This is a genomic window from Rheinheimera sp. 4Y26 (genome assembly GCF_025245835.1).
In the GTDB taxonomy this organism is placed as follows: Bacteria; Pseudomonadota; Gammaproteobacteria; order Enterobacterales; family Alteromonadaceae; genus Pararheinheimera.
This window is the reverse complement of the sequence record NZ_JAOBWS010000003.1, coordinates 84,772-100,713: the sequence shown is the minus strand read 5'-3', so window position 1 is coordinate 100,713 and position 15,942 is coordinate 84,772. Positions and strand designations below refer to the sequence as shown.

Genomic DNA, 15,942 nt, shown 5'->3' with positions numbered 1-15,942 from the left:
CTGGTTATAAGGCAGCAAAGCGCAGTGGCAGATAGCAGCGTTTAGCTCAGATGCTGAAGCAAACCAATAAAAATGCCGCAATCAAGCGGCATTTTTATTCGCAGTTGCAGCTGTGCTTCTTCAATTCGTCTGATTGTTACTAACAGGCTCAGGCGTTGCCGGTGTACTGTTATCTTTGGACTTTTCCAGTGTCAGCTCTTTAAAGCTGGTTAAACCCTGTTGGATCAGCGAATAAGTGCTGTCGATATCCTCTTTTACTTTGCCCTGCAACTGACCCATGCCATCAAGCACTTCTCTGGCTTCGGCAAAACCCTGATCAATACCACCACCAATTTTTTCCATAAATTGGCTCAGGGCATCTTCTTCAGTTAAGTCTTTGTTCTGTTCGCGGAACTGTTGATAAAAGTTGGTGGCAAAAGCCACAATCCGATCGGCCGTTGCCTGTGGCGAGGTGTCCTGATCCTGGGCATACGGATTATTGCCAACACCAGGTTTATCTTTGTTACGGGCTTCGGTGGCTCTGTCGGCCGCCTGCTCCGGCAGTGCTGGTTTTTCACCATCGTTTTTCAGGTTTTTACTGACGGCGTTCAGCACAGTGCGATACAACAAACCCAGAGATTTGTTGTCGGATTTTAAGCTGATATCAAGCTGACTTTGCAAAATGGTCTGGTTCAGCTCTTGCCGGTTGGCGCGCGACATTTCTGCGCCTGTCGCCGGCCGGCTCAGTTCTGCCTGTGTCGATTCTTTGGTTTTATCCGCTTTGTCATTTTTAATAACGTCATTACCACTGGCGTTGCTTGCAATATTGGGTTGGATCTTCATGTCGGGCCGCCTTGTTGGGTTTAGTTACACTATAGCCAGCTTATCGGCCGCTCTTTGGTAAAACTTGAGCATAAAATTGCCGGCTTTTTTCAATTAATTGGCAAAGCTCACGCACACCGCCGAGGGTTCTTAAACTGGCTCTGTGTAATAAATCGCTGTTAGGCCTGGCAAATTGTTGATATTCAACTGCTTTTAGTGAAGAAAATGCCTGCCAGTTAAATAAAGTGCGGGGTTCGTTGTTGGAAACCGGCTGAATAATTAACCAGGGATTGGCCTTTAATACCTGCTCGGCACTGACCTGCGGGTATGGATTTGGGCCAGCAGGCAGCACATTGTGCGCGCCACAAATGGCCAGATGTTGGGCCGGCCAGGCGGAAGGGCCAATACTTGACAGTGGGTTGTCCCAGATTTCGTAAAATACCGAAAGCGGACGCTGCTGACTGTATTTTGCTGTTAATGCCTGAAGTTCAGCACGAAATTCTGCGGCAAGTTGTGCCGCCTGTTGCTGACGGCCGGTTAATTCGCCAAGCCTGAGTAAATGCAGCGCTATATCATCCAGTGTTTTGCTTTCAAAACTTTCAAGCTTTAACCCCAGCTGTTGTAACCGCTCAATATCGGCCGCTGGTGTGCCACTTTGCCAATACAACACCAGATCAGGTTGCAGGCTGATAATTTTCTCCAGCGATAAACCGGCATAATTGCCAACTCTTGGCAAAGCGCGCGCGGCTTCGGGGTAGTCGGCATGTTCGCTGGCAGCAATAATTTGCTTACCGGCACCCAGGCTATACAACAGCTCCACCAGATCCGGTGCCAGTACTATCAGCCGTAACTGCGAAGCGGGTTTTGTTGTTACAGAGGGGGCTGTTGTGGAATTGGCGGCTATTGTTGTATTGGCTGTTGTTGGGTTTGCAATCAACAGCAGCGTTAGTATGAATGCCCGCAATAGTACGGGCAGTCTGAACAGGTGGGCTGCAACAGTGCTTGTCATCGACCTCACCAATCAACGCCTTGTTGCACTCTGATGCCGGCATCAAAAGCATGTTTGACCGACTGTACTTCACTAACGGTATCGGCCAGTTCAATCAGGCTGCGATGACATCCGCGGCCAGTGATCACCACATGCTGACCTTGCGGTCTTGTGGTCAGGGCGTCAAGCACCTCTTCTAACGCAATATAGTCGTAGGTCAGCATATAAGTCAGCTCATCGAGCAGCACCAGATGAATGGCCGGGTCTTGCAGATATTGTTTGGCCTGTTGCCATACTGCCTGAGCTGCTGCCATATCCAGCGCGCGGTTTTGTGTTTCCCAGGTAAAACCAGTTGCCATCACGGCAAAAGCAACACCATGTTGTTGTAACAAATCACGTTCGCCGCAGGCCCAGCTGCCTTTAATAAACTGGGCGACGGCAGCGCGCATACCATGGCCAACGGTTCGGCACACCATGCCAAAACCAGCTGTGGATTTACCTTTGCCATTGCCGGTGATCACCAGCAGCAAACCTTTGTCCCGGGTGGCTGCGGCGATTCGCTCATCGACTTTTTCTTTGAGTTTTTGCTGGCGCTGCTGATGGCGCTGCGCTTTTTGTTCAGCATCGTGATCGCTGTCTGCGGCAGATGACGGTTGCAGCGGATTGTTGTGGTCAGTTCCGGTCATGATTGGACTCTTAACCGCGTCTGCGGCTTAATAACAATAAAAAAAACAGGCTGCCGCAGGCAGAGGTAATGACCCCAAGTGGCAATTCCTGACTGGGCATCAGAGTACGGGCGCCGGCGTCCACCCAGATCAGAAAAATTCCGCCACAAAGGCAGCTGCCAACAAAAAGGCTCAGTGCCTGCGAGCCCAGCAGCATCCGCACCAGATGGGGCACCATCAGTCCGACAAAACCAATACCACCACAATAAGCAACAATACTGGCGGTCAGGGCTGCTGTCAGCAGTAAAAATAACAACCGCAGGGGTTGCACCGGTACGCCCAGACTTAATGCCGTTTGATCCGACCATAACATGGCGTCGAGCTGGCGGCGGAATAATACAGCGAGCAGCAGGCACAACAACAGACAGGGCAAAATAAACCACAGCGGCTGATAACTGGCCCGCGACAAACTGCCCATCAGCCAGAACATCACTCTGTTGGCGGCAAAAGGGTCGTGCTGATACAGCAGTAGCGCAGTGGCAGCGCTGAATAAAAAACTCACAGCCACACCGGCCAGAATAAAATGATCAAGCTGCTGCCAGCGTGCCAGCAGTGCCAATACCAGTACCAGCGCAATGGCCAGCAGGGCGCCGACAAAAGCTGCCAGTGGCAGCGCTATCAGTAACGCTGGAAAATACAGGCTGGCGACGGTAGCCCCCAGGCCAGCGCCGGCAATCACACCAAACAAATAAGGATCGGCCAGTGGGTTACGGCTTAAATGTTGTAATAAAGCGCCACTTAACGCCAGGCCAGCGCCAGCGACAAAACCCAGCAATAAACGCGGCAGACGCAGCTGCCATATTAGCTGCCATTGCATTGGATCTGTGCACTCGCCGGTAAAACACCACCAAAGTTCCTGCCACTGCAAACTGACGCTGCCGGTATTTAAACAAAACAAAAAACTGCCCAGAGCGAGCAAAAATAACAATAACCAGCGCTGCGGCAATGCAAAGCTCTTCATACACAATCTCCGGGCGCAAAAGTCAGGCGTGGTTTACCGTCAAATGGGTTTTCATCCACCAGGCAAGGCCGGCCGAATACGGTGCTGATCAAAGGTGCAGTCAGCACCTGTTGTGGTGTGCCAAGCGCCATCACTTTGCCCTGATGTAATAGCAGCAGACGATCGCAATAACTTGCTGCCAGGTTTAAATCATGAAAACTGGCAATCAGGCTCAGGGGCAGTGATGCTATCAGTTGCAACAACTGATGCTGATATTGGATATCCAGATGATTGGTTGGCTCGTCCAGCAAAATCAGTGTGGCGCCCTGCATCAATACCCGGCCAAGCTGGGCACGCTGTAATTCGCCGCCGGACAGGCTGCTAAGGAGTTGATGCTGTTTGTGACTCAGACCAACCTGCACCAGACATTGCTTGAGCAGGTTCAGATCGGCCTGGCTATTGGCTTGCCAGAGTTTTTTATGTGGCAGCAGGCCAAGTAACATCAGCTCTGCCACCGTCATGGCCTGAGCTTGTTCGTTTTCCTGCGACAATAACGCCAGCTGTCTGGCTTTTTCTGTTCTGCTATATTGGGTTAAGGGTTTACCCTGCAGCAGCACTGAGCCTGATGATGGTTGGCATAAACCTGCCAGTAGTTTTAGTAAAGTGGATTTACCTGCGCCATTGGGGCCAATTACGCCCAACCGCTCACCAGCGCGGAGTTCAAAACTCAGCGGCGCTAAAGTCCAGTCACCTTGCCAGCAAAAACTCAGTAGCTGACAACCCAGCACAGTTTCAGTGGGCATAAGCAGTCCGCAGGCAAAAAACGCTGTGAGGCAGTTCAGGTGCAAAGTCGGCGAAGCTTGTCATGGCTGGTTTTTTCAGTAGGCTGAAGATGGCTGGCAGTCTAACAAAAAATCATTATCAAGGCACGGACAGCACAATGAAATTCATATCACAACAAGACCTTGCCGTTCTATTCCGGCGGTATCATACCACCTAAAGTCGATGAACTGCCGGAACAAAGCTCTGGTGTTAGCCCTGGCCGATTTGTTGCTGAAAACTCACCGGTAATTTAGGTTGTGGTCGCTCTTTGGCTGTAATGATGTTCAGCCGATGCATCCGCCACAAGATAAGCAGCAGCAAGAGCAGCATATATTGTTGATGTAACTGCAGTTGCTGCATCGCTTCCAGCCTTGTTTGCCGGCCATCAGTCAGGTCTTGTTGCAGCTGGAGCTGAAGCTCCTGTTGCAACTGATACAGCTGGTTGATGTTCGTACTTGATAGAGAAAACCACAAAGCCGGAGCTACTGAAAATTGCTGGTTCAATGCCTGTTCACGCACTTGTGTCAATTGCAGATAGTGCTGTTGTTGCTGCCATTGTTGCCACTGTTGTAATACAGCCGCAGGACTGCGCTCCTCAAAAGCGCTTTGATGATCCCGAAGTTCGTTCATCACAAACACATAGTTCTGATACCTGGCCGCACTCATTTCCTGCTCTGCCATGGCCATATGCAACATGGCGCGTTCCAGACCAGAACGTTCAATCACTTCCATCAGTTGGCTGATAGCGCTGCTGTGTTGCTGCCAGGGCATATCTCCGTCCTGTTGTAGCTGCTGAACATACTGCAGCAGTGGTTTGATTATTGCGCTGTACGCCTTAATGATGGCGGCCCCATCGGCCGGAGTGGATTCCAAACCGTTATAAAGCACCTGTTGGCGCAGTGCTGTTAGCGGATTTTGCGCTAAGACTCTAATAAGTACCGATTGTGCAGGTGCTGTCTGTTGTTCTAATGCCACTCTCAGATCACGCCAGGCAGCATCGGTTAACAGATATTGGATTTGTAGTGCAGGTTTATAGGGAAGCGATGGTGTTACCTGGCCGGCGCTCAGGCCACGTTCGGTTTGCAGGTTGCGGATAAGCGTCTGTACAGGTTCAACCCAGGGAAGCAACGCTGTGGTTTGTTGTAGCTTAAGTTCCTGATGTTTGTATTGTTGCCACCAGCTCAGTGTCAGCAGCAGATATACACAACACCATAATAACGCCAGCCAATAAAGCCAATGCACCCGGTTTAGCGGTATAAAAGCCATCCCTGTTGTCCTGAAAATGTTCTCCTGTAAAAAAGCATAGTTTGTGCCTGAAATATATCCAGTCTTTGGTTGGTGTCCGTATTTTTTACGGTGTAATGCCGGGAATAAACACTGCCTGAAAAAATAAAAAACGGCAGGGGAAACCTGCCGTTTTTGGGTCAAATCAAACTCAGCACTTTATGACGACTGTTGAGTGTCTGAAGCCTGCTGCAGTGCTTGCAGCTCGTTGCTGATACTCTCAGGCGAGCGGGTATTGCGCGCCAGTGCCACATAAGCTACAGGCACCACGTACAAGGTCAGTAAAGTGGCAAAACCAACACCGGCACAAATGACCATACCAATCACCATCCGGCTTTCAGAGCCTGGACCCGAGGTAATAATGAGAGGAATACTACTCATCACTGTGGTGAAGGCGGTCATGGTAATAGGGCGGAAACGTTGCACTGACGCCTGCTCAATCGCCTGCATAAATTCAACGCCCGAATCACGCAGCTGATTGGCAAATTCAACAATTAAAATGCCATTTTTCGCCACCAGTCCGATAATCATCACCAGACCAATCTGGCTGTAAATGTTCAGTGTCATACCGGCCAGATACAAACCGCCCAAAGCACCGGCCAGGCCAAGTGGCACTGTCAGCATAATCACCAGCGGGTGAATAAAACTTTCGAATTGTGCCGCCAGCACCAGATAGGTAATGATGAGCGCCAACGCAAAAATCAAAATGGTCGATTCGCCGCTGTCTTTAAACATCAGCGATTCACCTTTGTATTCAATACCCACATTGCCATCAATTTCACTGCGTACTGTTTCTTCCAGGAAGGTCAGGGCTTCACCCAGACTGTAACCCGGAGCCAGGTTAGCCGAGATAGTGATGGCGCGCATTCTGTTGTACCTGTTCAGCGTCGATGAAGTAGCTTCTTCTGTGAGCGTCACCAGGTTGTCCAGTGGAATAAGCTCGTTCGAGCCGCTTGAACGCACGTAGACATTGGAAATATTGCCGGGTTTACTAAAGTCATCATCAGCGCCTTCCAGAATCACGTCGTATTCTTTACCCCGGTCAAGGAAAGTGGTAACACGACGTCCACCCAACATAGCTTCCAGCGCGCGGCCGACGACGCCGACAGAAATACCTAAATCGGCAGCCCTTTCACTGTTAATTTCCACCAGCACCTGTGGCACTGTTTCTTTGTAGTCGTGATCCAGCATCAGTAAATTCGGGTTTTGCTGGGCTTTTTTCAGCACTATGTCACGCCATTTCGCCAGTTCATCGTAGGTATTGCCCTGCATCACAAACTGCACCGGACGGCCACCGCCACCACGGCCACCGCTTAAACCGCTGCGTTGGTTAATAAAAGCGCGCACATCGGGCAAGGCGTTTAGTTTGCCGGCAATTTCCGGCAGCAGCTCGGCGGTGCGGCGCTGGCCGTTATGCCAGTTTTCGCTGCCGACTATGGCCATACCCCCAGTGTTGCCAAAACCAGGCACCCGGATCAGCAGGCGGTTTAATTCACCTTTTTCATAGTAGGGCAGCAGAATGTCTTCAATCAGCTTCATGTTTTTGCTGTTGCTTTGATAACTGGCCCCTTCCACCGGACTCATCATCACAAAAAAGGTGCCTCTGTCTTCAGCGGGCGCCAGCTCTTGTGGGATCAGTTTGATTAAATAAGCACTGGCAACAAAACACAGTGCCAGTAACAGCAGGGTGGGCCATTTTTGCACTGTGACCTGTTGCAGCTGACGGCGATAGCCATGTTCTATTTTGTTAAACACTTTATGGATCAATGCGCTAAAAGCACTTTCTCTTTTGTCGTGTTTTAGCATTTTGCTGCAGAGCATCGGTGTCAGGGTTAAAGCTGCAACTGCAGAAAAAGCAACGGCTGCGGCAACGGCCAGGGCAAATTCAGTAAAGAGTTTACCGAGGTCCCCCTGCATAAACACCAGCGGCACAAAAACTGAAATCAGTACCAGAGTGGTGGCGACCACCGCAAAACCTACCTCACGAGCACCTTTGTAGGACGCCAACAGCGGGTGTTCACCTTGCTCGATACGCCGGTAAATGTTCTCAAGCACCACGATGGAGTCATCCACCACCAGGCCAATTGCCAGTACCATCGCCAATAAAGTCAGCAGGTTAATGGAAAAATCCAGCGCGTAAAGCACAGTAAAAGCGCTGATCAGCGCCACAGGCACTGTGACGGCAGGAATAAAAGTGGCGCGCAGGTTGCCAAGGAAAGAAAAAATCACCACCACCACCAGCACCAATGCGATGCCAAGGGTGTTATAAACCTCACGGATAGATTCGGCGATAAAAACCGACGAGTCGTAACCCGGCTCTATAGTCGTTCCTGGCGGCAGTGTGGCTTTGATCCGCTCGGCTTCTGCCCGGGCGGCCTTTACTACATCCAGCGTATTAGCTTTGGATTGTTTGATAATGCCGATACCCAGTACGTTTTTGCCGTCGCTTCGAAATTCGCTTTCTTCGTTTTCTGAAGCCAGCACCACTTCGGCCACTTCACCTAAGCGCACCAGATAGTTATTGTCGCCTTTTTTCACCACCAGGCGGTTAAAGTCCTGCTGGGTTTTATAAGTTCGCACCACCCGCACAATAAAGTCGCGGTCCTGAGATTTAATATTACCGGCCGGCAGTTCAACGTTTTCATTACGCAGTACGTTTTCGATGTCTTGTACTGTGACACCGCGGGACGCCATGGCATCTTTATCGAGCCACATCCGCATGGCGTATTTACGTTCACCACCAATTTGCAACCGGGCTACACCGTCGACCACGGAAAAACGCTCAGTAATAAAACGGTCAGCGTAGTCGGTGAGTTCCAGGTTGGTCATGTTTTCACTGCTCAGTAAAAACCAGGCAATGGTGTCATCGTCGCTGTTGGCCTTAAATACTTCCGGTGGCCTGGCCTGATCCGGCAGATTGTCCATCACCCTGGAAATACGTTCGCGCACATCGTTCGCTGCGGCGTCGATATCGCGGTTGATATTAAACTCAATAGTGACGTTAGAGCGGCCAACCCTGCTGTTGGAACTGATGTTTTTAATACCCTCAACGCCGCTGATCATGTCTTCAATCGGCTGGGTGATTTTAGATTCAACAATTTCAGCTGAGGCACCAGGGTAGTCGGTGCTGATGGTGACCACGGGGGAATCGATGTCCGGGAATTCGCGAAGTGGCAGCATGCTAAAACAAACTACCCCAAAGATAATCAGCACCAGATTAACCACAGTGGCGAATACCGGCCTTTTTACGGAGACGTCAGATAGCCACATGATTATTGCTCCATGCGGCTGATAGTGACACCAGGACGCAGTTTTTGTGTACCTTCAGTGACAATTTCATCACCTTCAGCCAATCCTGATAACACTTCTACACTGCCTGGAATACGTTCGCCCAGCTCAACTTCGCGCTGTGAAACTTTGTTTTCTGCATCTACCACAAACACATAATGTTTGTTTTGCAGCGGTACTATGGCTTTTTCCGGAATTTGTAATACCTGGCTTTGTGCCAGTTCTACCTGCACATTCAGCAGCATGCCAGGGCGCAGTTTCAGCGCCTGGTTGGCTACCACACCATGTACTTTGATAGAGCGGGTTACCGGGTCGAGTCTTGGATCTAGCGCTTTAATTTCTCCGCTGAACACTTCGTTGCCATAAGCCACGTTGGTGATACGAAGGGCAAGGCCAGGCGTTAAATTGGCCAGATAACGCTCTGCCACATTAAATTCAACGCGGATAGTAGAAATGTCATCCAGCGTGGTCAGCACAGTGCCTGCACTGATAAAGGCCCCTTCGCTGACCTGACGTAAACCAATTAACCCATCAAAAGGCGCACGGATCACCATTTCACTTAATCTGGCCTGCACTGCATCCAGTTGCGCCTGAGTGGCATTCACTTTGGCCTGTTGTTCATCCAGCAGTGAAATGGCGCTGGCCTGGGTTTGAGTTAAGTTTTTTAAGCGGGCAAGCTGGCGCTTTTGCTCGGCTAATAATGCCGCCAGTTCATTGACTCTGGCTTTTTCTTCAGTGTCGTTAAGCTGGGCGATAATTTCGCCTTTTTTCACCTGTGTTCCTTCGCGAATTTGCAGCAGGGTCAGGTAATCGCTGGTTGCGCTGACAATTTTTGCCGAGTCGTACGCAAGAGCAGTACCCAGCGCTTTGACTTCTCTGCTGATGGGGGCCATCACCACTTTTGCGGTGCGGACATTATTATCCTGAGAGCCGCCTGCTCTTTTGGTTGGGGCATGATCCTGGGCGGAAATTACTAAATAACCAAGAAAGCCGCAGAGCGCTGCTAACAATATCCAAATCAGGCGGTTTTGAGTTTTTGGCACTTTGACTCCGTTGTATATCAGTAAAATTTAATCTGGGGTATTGTATGGAAATACATTCGCCCTGGATGTTGAAGTTATCGCAGCTGCGCAGGCGTTGGTCGTATAGATGGAGTGAATAATGGCAGATAAACCTTGTGAACGATGCCGGATGATTCGTTTTTATCTGGTGTGGACTATTCTGATGACAATCTTCACCTGGTATTACCTTGAGCTCTAGGAAAACAAATGCGGTATTTATTTCGGGATCAAAGTGCCAGGGGCGGGATTCCCTTATTGTTATCTTCCGCTCTGGTACTGTTGTTGTTGATGTTATTGCTGGCGCTGGCGCCTGAACTGACTTCGTCTAACGGCTGGGTGCTGTTATTTTTGCTGTTGTCTGCCGGTATTTTTTTGGGGTATGCCAAAAGCACTGAACCTTTTTATGCAGTAGAACTTTGTGCGCAGGGGGTGAGATACCATCACCGCAGAGGGAGCTGGTTATTGCCATGGCAGGCGTTTTTATATGCCAGAGTTGCCGAGCTGACAGGCCGGGGCGAAGTTGCTTATGTTGGCTTTAAAGTCACTGATTATGATAGTTTTTTGCAGCAGTTACCTCCTCGTCTTGCCGTTAAATTGTTGATGGAGCAACGCCATCTGCTGCTGGCTGCGCTGGCTTCAGATTGTCCGGACGGAACCTGCGCCAGCAGCATGCTGGCACATCACACGGAGTTCAGTACCGGCAAAGCACGTTATTATGGGGTGCAGGCAATGTTTGCCGGTCGCATGCAACATCTGGCGATGTTGTTGGGTGCCGAACTTTTTATTCCGACCACAGTGTTACCGGTAGAAGCTCATGAGTTTTGCCGCACAGTTAATCAAAGCCGATTGATCTATCTGAAAAAAACAGCAACCTAGACACATTTTTCCTGCTGTATCATAATGCCAGCATTAAGCAGGCACAAAATGGTGAATCATCCTATGAGTAATTATGAAAGACCCTTTCTGGTTAGCGGCCGCAATACGATCATCCACAAACAGAAAAAGCTGGACCTGATACTGATCAACGACGACCATGATCCTGTTGTGATTGTATCGCGCACAGGTGTAAAACTTTTTACCGAAGAAGTGCCATCCAGCCGCGCTGAAGCCAAAGAAAGATATATGGATTTGGTGGATATCGGTAGTTCTGATGTATTTGGGGAAAACAAAACATTGTTGTTTGTGCAGGCGCTGAATAACAAAGAATACAAAATTGACTACAGCAAAGCCGGCACTGATTTATTTATCCGGGTTCATCAGGAAAATTACATCTGATATAACCTCCGTCATGCCCTGTTGTGGTACAGGGCTTGCCTTTATGCTGAAAATTTGTTTCAGTAGCCATTAAACAAAGTTATAGATGTGATCTGGCTGTGAACTCTATCCGCATGCAATTTAGCCGAAATGACGACGCCATCCTGGTGGAGATCGCTGTTTCATTGTTGCCTTTATCCGGTGCTCAGGTGCTGGAGGCATTAAATGCTGCGGGTTACAGCCGCTGTTTTGTGCTGACCGAACAAATAAATCAGCTGATGGCTGATTATCAGGCTGTTCAGTCTGATATTAAACTGCAAAAACGCCCCGACGGTTCCCGTATACAGCGCAAAATAGCGCTACGCAAAAATGCCGAACTCAAACTCGAAATTTCAGCTGATGCCATGACGGCAACGGCCTCCGTCACTGCCGCATGGGGGGGAAACCCCGTGTCTGCCAATGATTTAGTCAAAGCGGCGCAGGATTATGGTATTCATTTTGGTTTTCAAAAAGAGCAGATAGTCCAGTTAGTGACCGCCGCCAGCAGAGCCGAACCCGGCACTGTCACCAGTCAGGTGATTGCCATTGGCCGGCTGATGGAGCCAGGCTTAAACGCCCGTTTTGAGCCTTTGGTTGAAGGCATGGCTGCACGCAGTAATAAGCCTGTGGTACTGAGCCAGAGCCGGGTCGATTTACGCGACTTTGGTGTGATCCCTGCTGTGGTCGCTGGTCAGCCTGTGGTGCGGCGTTTACCCCCCACCAAAGGAGTGGACGGCATCAACGTACGTGGTGAAATTACGCTGGCACCTCCTGGTCAGCCACTGGAATGGAAACCGGGTGAGGGCGCAGAAGTCAGCCCATCTGATCCGGACTTATTATTGGCCTGCCGCGATGGCATGCCACGGGTGCTGGAAGCTGGTGCAGCGGTTGACGAAGTTTACTCCGTTAAAAAAGTTGATTTATCCACCGGCCATATACAGTTTAAAGGGGCGGTGATCGTTAACGGTGACGTGACCGAAAGTATGAAAGTCATTGCCGGTGGTAATGTATTTATCAAAGGCACTATGGAAGGTGCGCTGATCGAGGCCGGTGGTGATGTGTCTATCGGTGGCTCTGTGATTGGTCACCAGCTCAGTAGTGAAGACAGTGACGAAGAGCTGTTCAGTACCGTAGTGAAAGCCAAAGGCGATATCCGTTGTACCTTAGCGCAATACGCCGAGATTAATGCCGAAGGTGATTTTCACGCCAGTAAACAAATTAACCATTGCAAAGTGTCCGCCAGGATGGTGGTGGCTGGCCCGGAAGATAAACTGACCGGCAAAGTGGTGGGTGGCAGTTTTTATCTGGATTTGGGCATCAAAGCCGGTGTGTTAGGGTCGCCTTCGGAAAGTTCGCTGAAGCTGGATCTGAATCGCCGTATCGACCCAGTGGTTGAAAAACAGCAGGCACTGCGCCAAAACGTGGCGGCCATCAAACTTGAGATGGAACAAATTAAACAAGGCATCGATGAGCTGAAAAAGCTGGAAAAATCTGATGCCACCAATGAGCATATCAATGCTTTTATTGAAGAATTTGAAGCGCAAAAAGCAGTGGCTGTTGCTTTAATTGAAGATATTAAACGGCTGGAGCAACAAAAACTGACCCTGATGGGGGAAGCTGCAATACTGGTGAAACAACAGTTATATGCCGGTGTTGAGGTGCTGCTTGGTACAGAGCGTTTATCCACCAAAAGAGAGCATGGGCCGAGTTTAATTAAGATTGTTGATGCAGCGCTGAAGCTGGACCCACTGTTGTAACTCCGTCAGTGAACTGAAAGACCAATGCAGCGTCTGCTGCGACGTCAGCCGGTGCTTCTGCTCCGGCTTTTTGTTATGCTGCAAAACAGTTGTTTTAATTCGTCGCTGCCGGGGTAGCAATTGCAATTTGTCTGCTGCTTTATTCTGCTTTTTTTGTCCGCTGTTGCTTCTGCCAGTGAATGTCAGATGGCATTTCGCCATGGCATTCTGATTTCACCGGATCAAATCCGCGTGCTGACCGACGACAGAACCCAGTTTCAGATCAATCAGGACCAACAGTTATTTATTCAGGGTCAGTGGATCACCTTGTCACCTGAAAACACAGCTTTGCTTGCGCAATACAGCCAGGGCATGCGTAAGTTTGTGCCTCAGGTGGTGGCCATCGCCGTTGATAGCGTTGAGCTTGGTTTATCGGCGATTGAAGGCATGTTGATTGGTGTTGGCAACGAAACTCAACAGGAAGAGTGGCAGGCGCTGGTGCGCGAAACCACCTATCAGCTGATGTCGCGTTTTGTGCGAAGTGGTGAACATTTTTATCTGGCGCCACAAAGCCTGAATGAGATGGATGCATTTTTACATGGTGAACTCAAAGATAACCTGACGGCGCTGGCAAAAAATACCGTGGGTGCTGTCTGGGGGGCATTGCGCGATGCACTAAGGCAAACCGATGACAACTTTGAGCGCAGTGAAAGTCAGGACTGGCAAAGTGTAGAGCAGCTGATCAGCAAAATTAATCTGGGTCTGGACGCCAAAGCCGAAGAGCTGGAAGAAAAATCTGTATTGTTTTGTCAGCGTCTGCGTGAACTGGATGAGATTGAAACTGAGCTGCAGCAGCAGGTACCCAAGTTAAAAGATTATGATGTAGTGATAGCCAAATAACATCACAAGCCAAGCATGGCATCAGTACAATCGCTGTCTAATGCCACAAGGTGAAAGCAGGTCGTTATACTAAACCAAACTCACCACCTAAAACTGCCGGCATGGCGCTGTCTACTTCGTCACTGATAGCGTCAATGGTTTTTTCCGCTTCATCCAGCGCACTGACTTCAGCAATATGAAATAAAGCTTCACCTTCGTTGATCAGCGGCAAGTTATTGCGGCCAATAATAATGCCGCTAAAAGTCGCGGTTACCGCCACTTCAAAGTCGGAGTAGGGTGAATAAATATGCGCCAGTACATCGCCGGTTTCTACTTTTTGCCCAAGGCCAAAATAATAACGGGCTATGCCGTCGTGCTCTGCCCGCACCCAGCTACTTTTTTTCGAGAATAACGATTGGGTTTTTTCCTGTTTGCGCATTGTCCTTAACATGCCAAGGCTATGCATCACATTAACAATACCCCGCACACCAATTTTGATCGACTGTTCATCAAAACGCAGCGCTTCACCTGCTTCATACAAAATAATCGGAATGCCCATGTTATTGGCGGTGCCGCGCATGGTCCCGTCACGGCTGGCGGCTTTAATAATAATGGGGGCGTTAAAACTTTCCGCCATTTTTAACGACACTTTGTCGCGGGAAGTGGCGCGTACCTGCGGCAGGTTAGAACGATGAATAGCCCCAGTGTGTAAATCAATGACATGGGTGCATTTTTTTAAAATGCGATCAGTAAATTGCCAGGCCATCCGGCTACCCAGAGAACCCTTTTCGCTGCCTGGGAAACTACGGTTTAAGTCGCGTCTGTCGGGTAAATAACGTGACTGCTGCACAAACCCATAAGTATTGACGATGGGAACTACCACCAAAGTACCGCGTAAGCTGTTAATTTTTGGAAGTTTTAACAAGCGACGACAAATTTCTACGCCATTAATTTCATCACCATGCAAAGCGGCGGTAATCAGCAGTACAGGCCCTGGTTTTTTACCATGAATAACATGGGCGCCGATATTAAGCTCAGTGTGGGTGTACAGTTTACCAAAAGGGATATCCACCACAGCTCTGCTACCTGGGGCAATGATGCTGTCGCCAAACTCAAAAGGTTCAGCCAGTGGCAGTGAACTTGCCCGGGTCAGATCGGATTCAGTCATCAGCTTTTATCCATCATTTTTTGTTGTGCCCGCAGTACCTGTTGCTCCAGATACTCAATCATCGCATCGGCCACATCTATTTCACTGGCCGCTTCAATGCCTTCAAGGCCGGGTGAGCTGTTCACTTCCATCACCACAGGGCCATTATTGGAGCGCAGAATATCCACACCTGCAACGTTCAGTCCCATACAACGGGCCGCCTTGATGGCAGTTTGCCGCTCGGCTTTACTGAGTTTGACTTTGGTAGCAGTGCCGCCTCTGTGTAAATTGGAGCGGAATTCCCCTTCTTTGGCCTGACGTTTCATCGCAGCTACCACTTTATTGCCAATGACAAAACAGCGGATATCCGCGCCTTTCGCCTCGCGGATATATTCCTGCACCAGAATATTGGCGTTCAGCCCCATAAAAGCTTCAATCACGCTTTCAGCGGCGGTGCGGGTTTCGGCCAGCACCACACCTATTCCCTGGGTGCCTTCAAGCAGTTTAATTACCAACGGCGCACCACCAACCATTTCAATTAAATCCGGAATATCACCGGGTTTATCGGCAAAGCCTGTGATAGGCAGGCCAATACCATCCCGCGCCAATAACTGCAAAGAATTCAGTTTATCGCGGGCGCGGCCAATGGCGGCGGCATTATTCAGGCAATACACGTCCATCATTTCAAACTGGCGCAAGACTGCACTGCCGTAAAAAGTAATAGAAGCACCAATGCGTGGTATGACGGCGTCATAACCGGTTAAAGCTTCGCCGCGGTAGTGAATGGACAAGGCATTGTGGTTGATATTCATGTAACACAAAATGGGATCTATCACGTCCACCTGATGGCCGCGTGCGACTGCGGCCTCCACCAGCCTTTTGCTGGAATAGAGCTCAGCGTTGCGTGATAACAAAGCGATCTTCATGCAGACTCCAAAGCAGAACTGGCTTGCCGCCTTCTTGCTGATATTGTAGTGA

13 protein-coding genes and 1 pseudogene are annotated in these 15,942 nt (G+C 49.7%); 4 read left to right on the top strand and 10 right to left on the bottom strand.

Annotation, left to right across the window (positions count from 1 at the left end):
• Window positions 1-120: 120 nt before the first annotated feature.
• From N3Z11_RS05780 to N3Z11_RS05745, 8 genes and pseudogenes are all read right to left on the bottom strand, one after another.
• Window positions 121-822 (bottom strand): DUF5610 domain-containing protein, encoded by a 702-nt coding sequence (locus N3Z11_RS05780; protein ID WP_260656207.1) that lies wholly within the window; start codon window positions 820-822, stop codon window positions 121-123.
• A gap of 40 nt (window positions 823-862) precedes the next feature.
• Window positions 863-1,810, bottom strand: a complete 948-nt coding sequence (locus tag N3Z11_RS05775; protein ID WP_260656206.1) for a cobalamin-binding protein — start codon at window positions 1,808-1,810, stop codon at window positions 863-865.
• A gap of 5 nt (window positions 1,811-1,815) precedes the next feature.
• A complete protein-coding gene (gene cobO, locus N3Z11_RS05770; protein WP_260656205.1) occupies window positions 1,816-2,475 on the bottom strand; it encodes a cob(I)yrinic acid a,c-diamide adenosyltransferase in 660 nt (219 codons plus the stop codon).
• Between the two features lie 10 nt (window positions 2,476-2,485).
• Entirely contained in the window at window positions 2,486-3,475 is a 990-nt protein-coding gene (locus tag N3Z11_RS05765) for a FecCD family ABC transporter permease (protein WP_260656204.1), read from the bottom strand.
• Window positions 3,472-4,194, bottom strand: a pseudogene (locus N3Z11_RS05760) (ABC transporter ATP-binding protein); the annotation flags it as partial. The gene N3Z11_RS05765 and the pseudogene N3Z11_RS05760, both read right to left, overlap by 4 nt.
• Window positions 4,195-4,486: 292 nt before the next feature.
• A complete protein-coding gene (locus N3Z11_RS05755; RefSeq protein ID WP_260656202.1) occupies window positions 4,487-5,542 on the bottom strand; it encodes a nitrate- and nitrite sensing domain-containing protein in 1,056 nt (351 codons plus the stop codon).
• Between the two features lie 177 nt (window positions 5,543-5,719).
• Complete coding sequence (locus tag N3Z11_RS05750; protein WP_260656201.1) at window positions 5,720-8,830, bottom strand: efflux RND transporter permease subunit; 3,111 nt, start codon at window positions 8,828-8,830, stop codon at window positions 5,720-5,722.
• Window positions 8,831-8,832: 2 nt separating this feature from the next.
• Window positions 8,833-9,891 carry an efflux RND transporter periplasmic adaptor subunit gene (locus tag N3Z11_RS05745; RefSeq protein WP_260656200.1) on the bottom strand — a complete coding sequence of 353 codons (1,059 nt, stop codon included), beginning with the start codon at window positions 9,889-9,891 and terminating at the stop codon, window positions 8,833-8,835.
• 225 nt (window positions 9,892-10,116) lie between these two features.
• Between N3Z11_RS05745 and N3Z11_RS05740 the strand changes: the two genes are divergently transcribed.
• From N3Z11_RS05740 to N3Z11_RS05725, 4 genes are all read left to right on the top strand, one after another.
• Window positions 10,117-10,785 (top strand): DUF2982 domain-containing protein, encoded by a 669-nt coding sequence (locus N3Z11_RS05740; RefSeq protein ID WP_260656199.1) that lies wholly within the window; start codon window positions 10,117-10,119, stop codon window positions 10,783-10,785.
• Window positions 10,786-10,848: 63 nt separating this feature from the next.
• Window positions 10,849-11,184: a hypothetical protein gene (locus N3Z11_RS05735; RefSeq protein ID WP_260656198.1), complete on the top strand. Its 336-nt coding sequence runs from the start codon at window positions 10,849-10,851 to the stop codon at window positions 11,182-11,184.
• Window positions 11,185-11,282: 98 nt separating this feature from the next.
• Window positions 11,283-12,959, top strand: a complete 1,677-nt coding sequence (locus N3Z11_RS05730) for a DUF342 domain-containing protein (RefSeq protein ID WP_260656197.1) — start codon at window positions 11,283-11,285, stop codon at window positions 12,957-12,959.
• A 186-nt stretch (window positions 12,960-13,145) separates the two neighbouring features.
• A complete protein-coding gene (locus N3Z11_RS05725) occupies window positions 13,146-13,838 on the top strand; it encodes a YggN family protein (RefSeq protein WP_260656196.1) in 693 nt (230 codons plus the stop codon).
• 64 nt (window positions 13,839-13,902) lie between these two features.
• On the opposite strand, the gene N3Z11_RS05720 is transcribed toward N3Z11_RS05725, so the two are convergent.
• Window positions 13,903-14,985 carry a succinylglutamate desuccinylase/aspartoacylase family protein gene (locus N3Z11_RS05720; protein WP_260656195.1) on the bottom strand — a complete coding sequence of 361 codons (1,083 nt, stop codon included), beginning with the start codon at window positions 14,983-14,985 and terminating at the stop codon, window positions 13,903-13,905.
• Window positions 14,985-15,890 (bottom strand): 30S ribosomal protein S6--L-glutamate ligase, encoded by a 906-nt coding sequence (gene rimK / locus N3Z11_RS05715; RefSeq protein ID WP_260656194.1) that lies wholly within the window; start codon window positions 15,888-15,890, stop codon window positions 14,985-14,987. The genes N3Z11_RS05720 and rimK overlap by 1 nt, the downstream gene beginning before the upstream one ends.
• Between the last annotated feature and the right edge of the window lie 52 nt (window positions 15,891-15,942).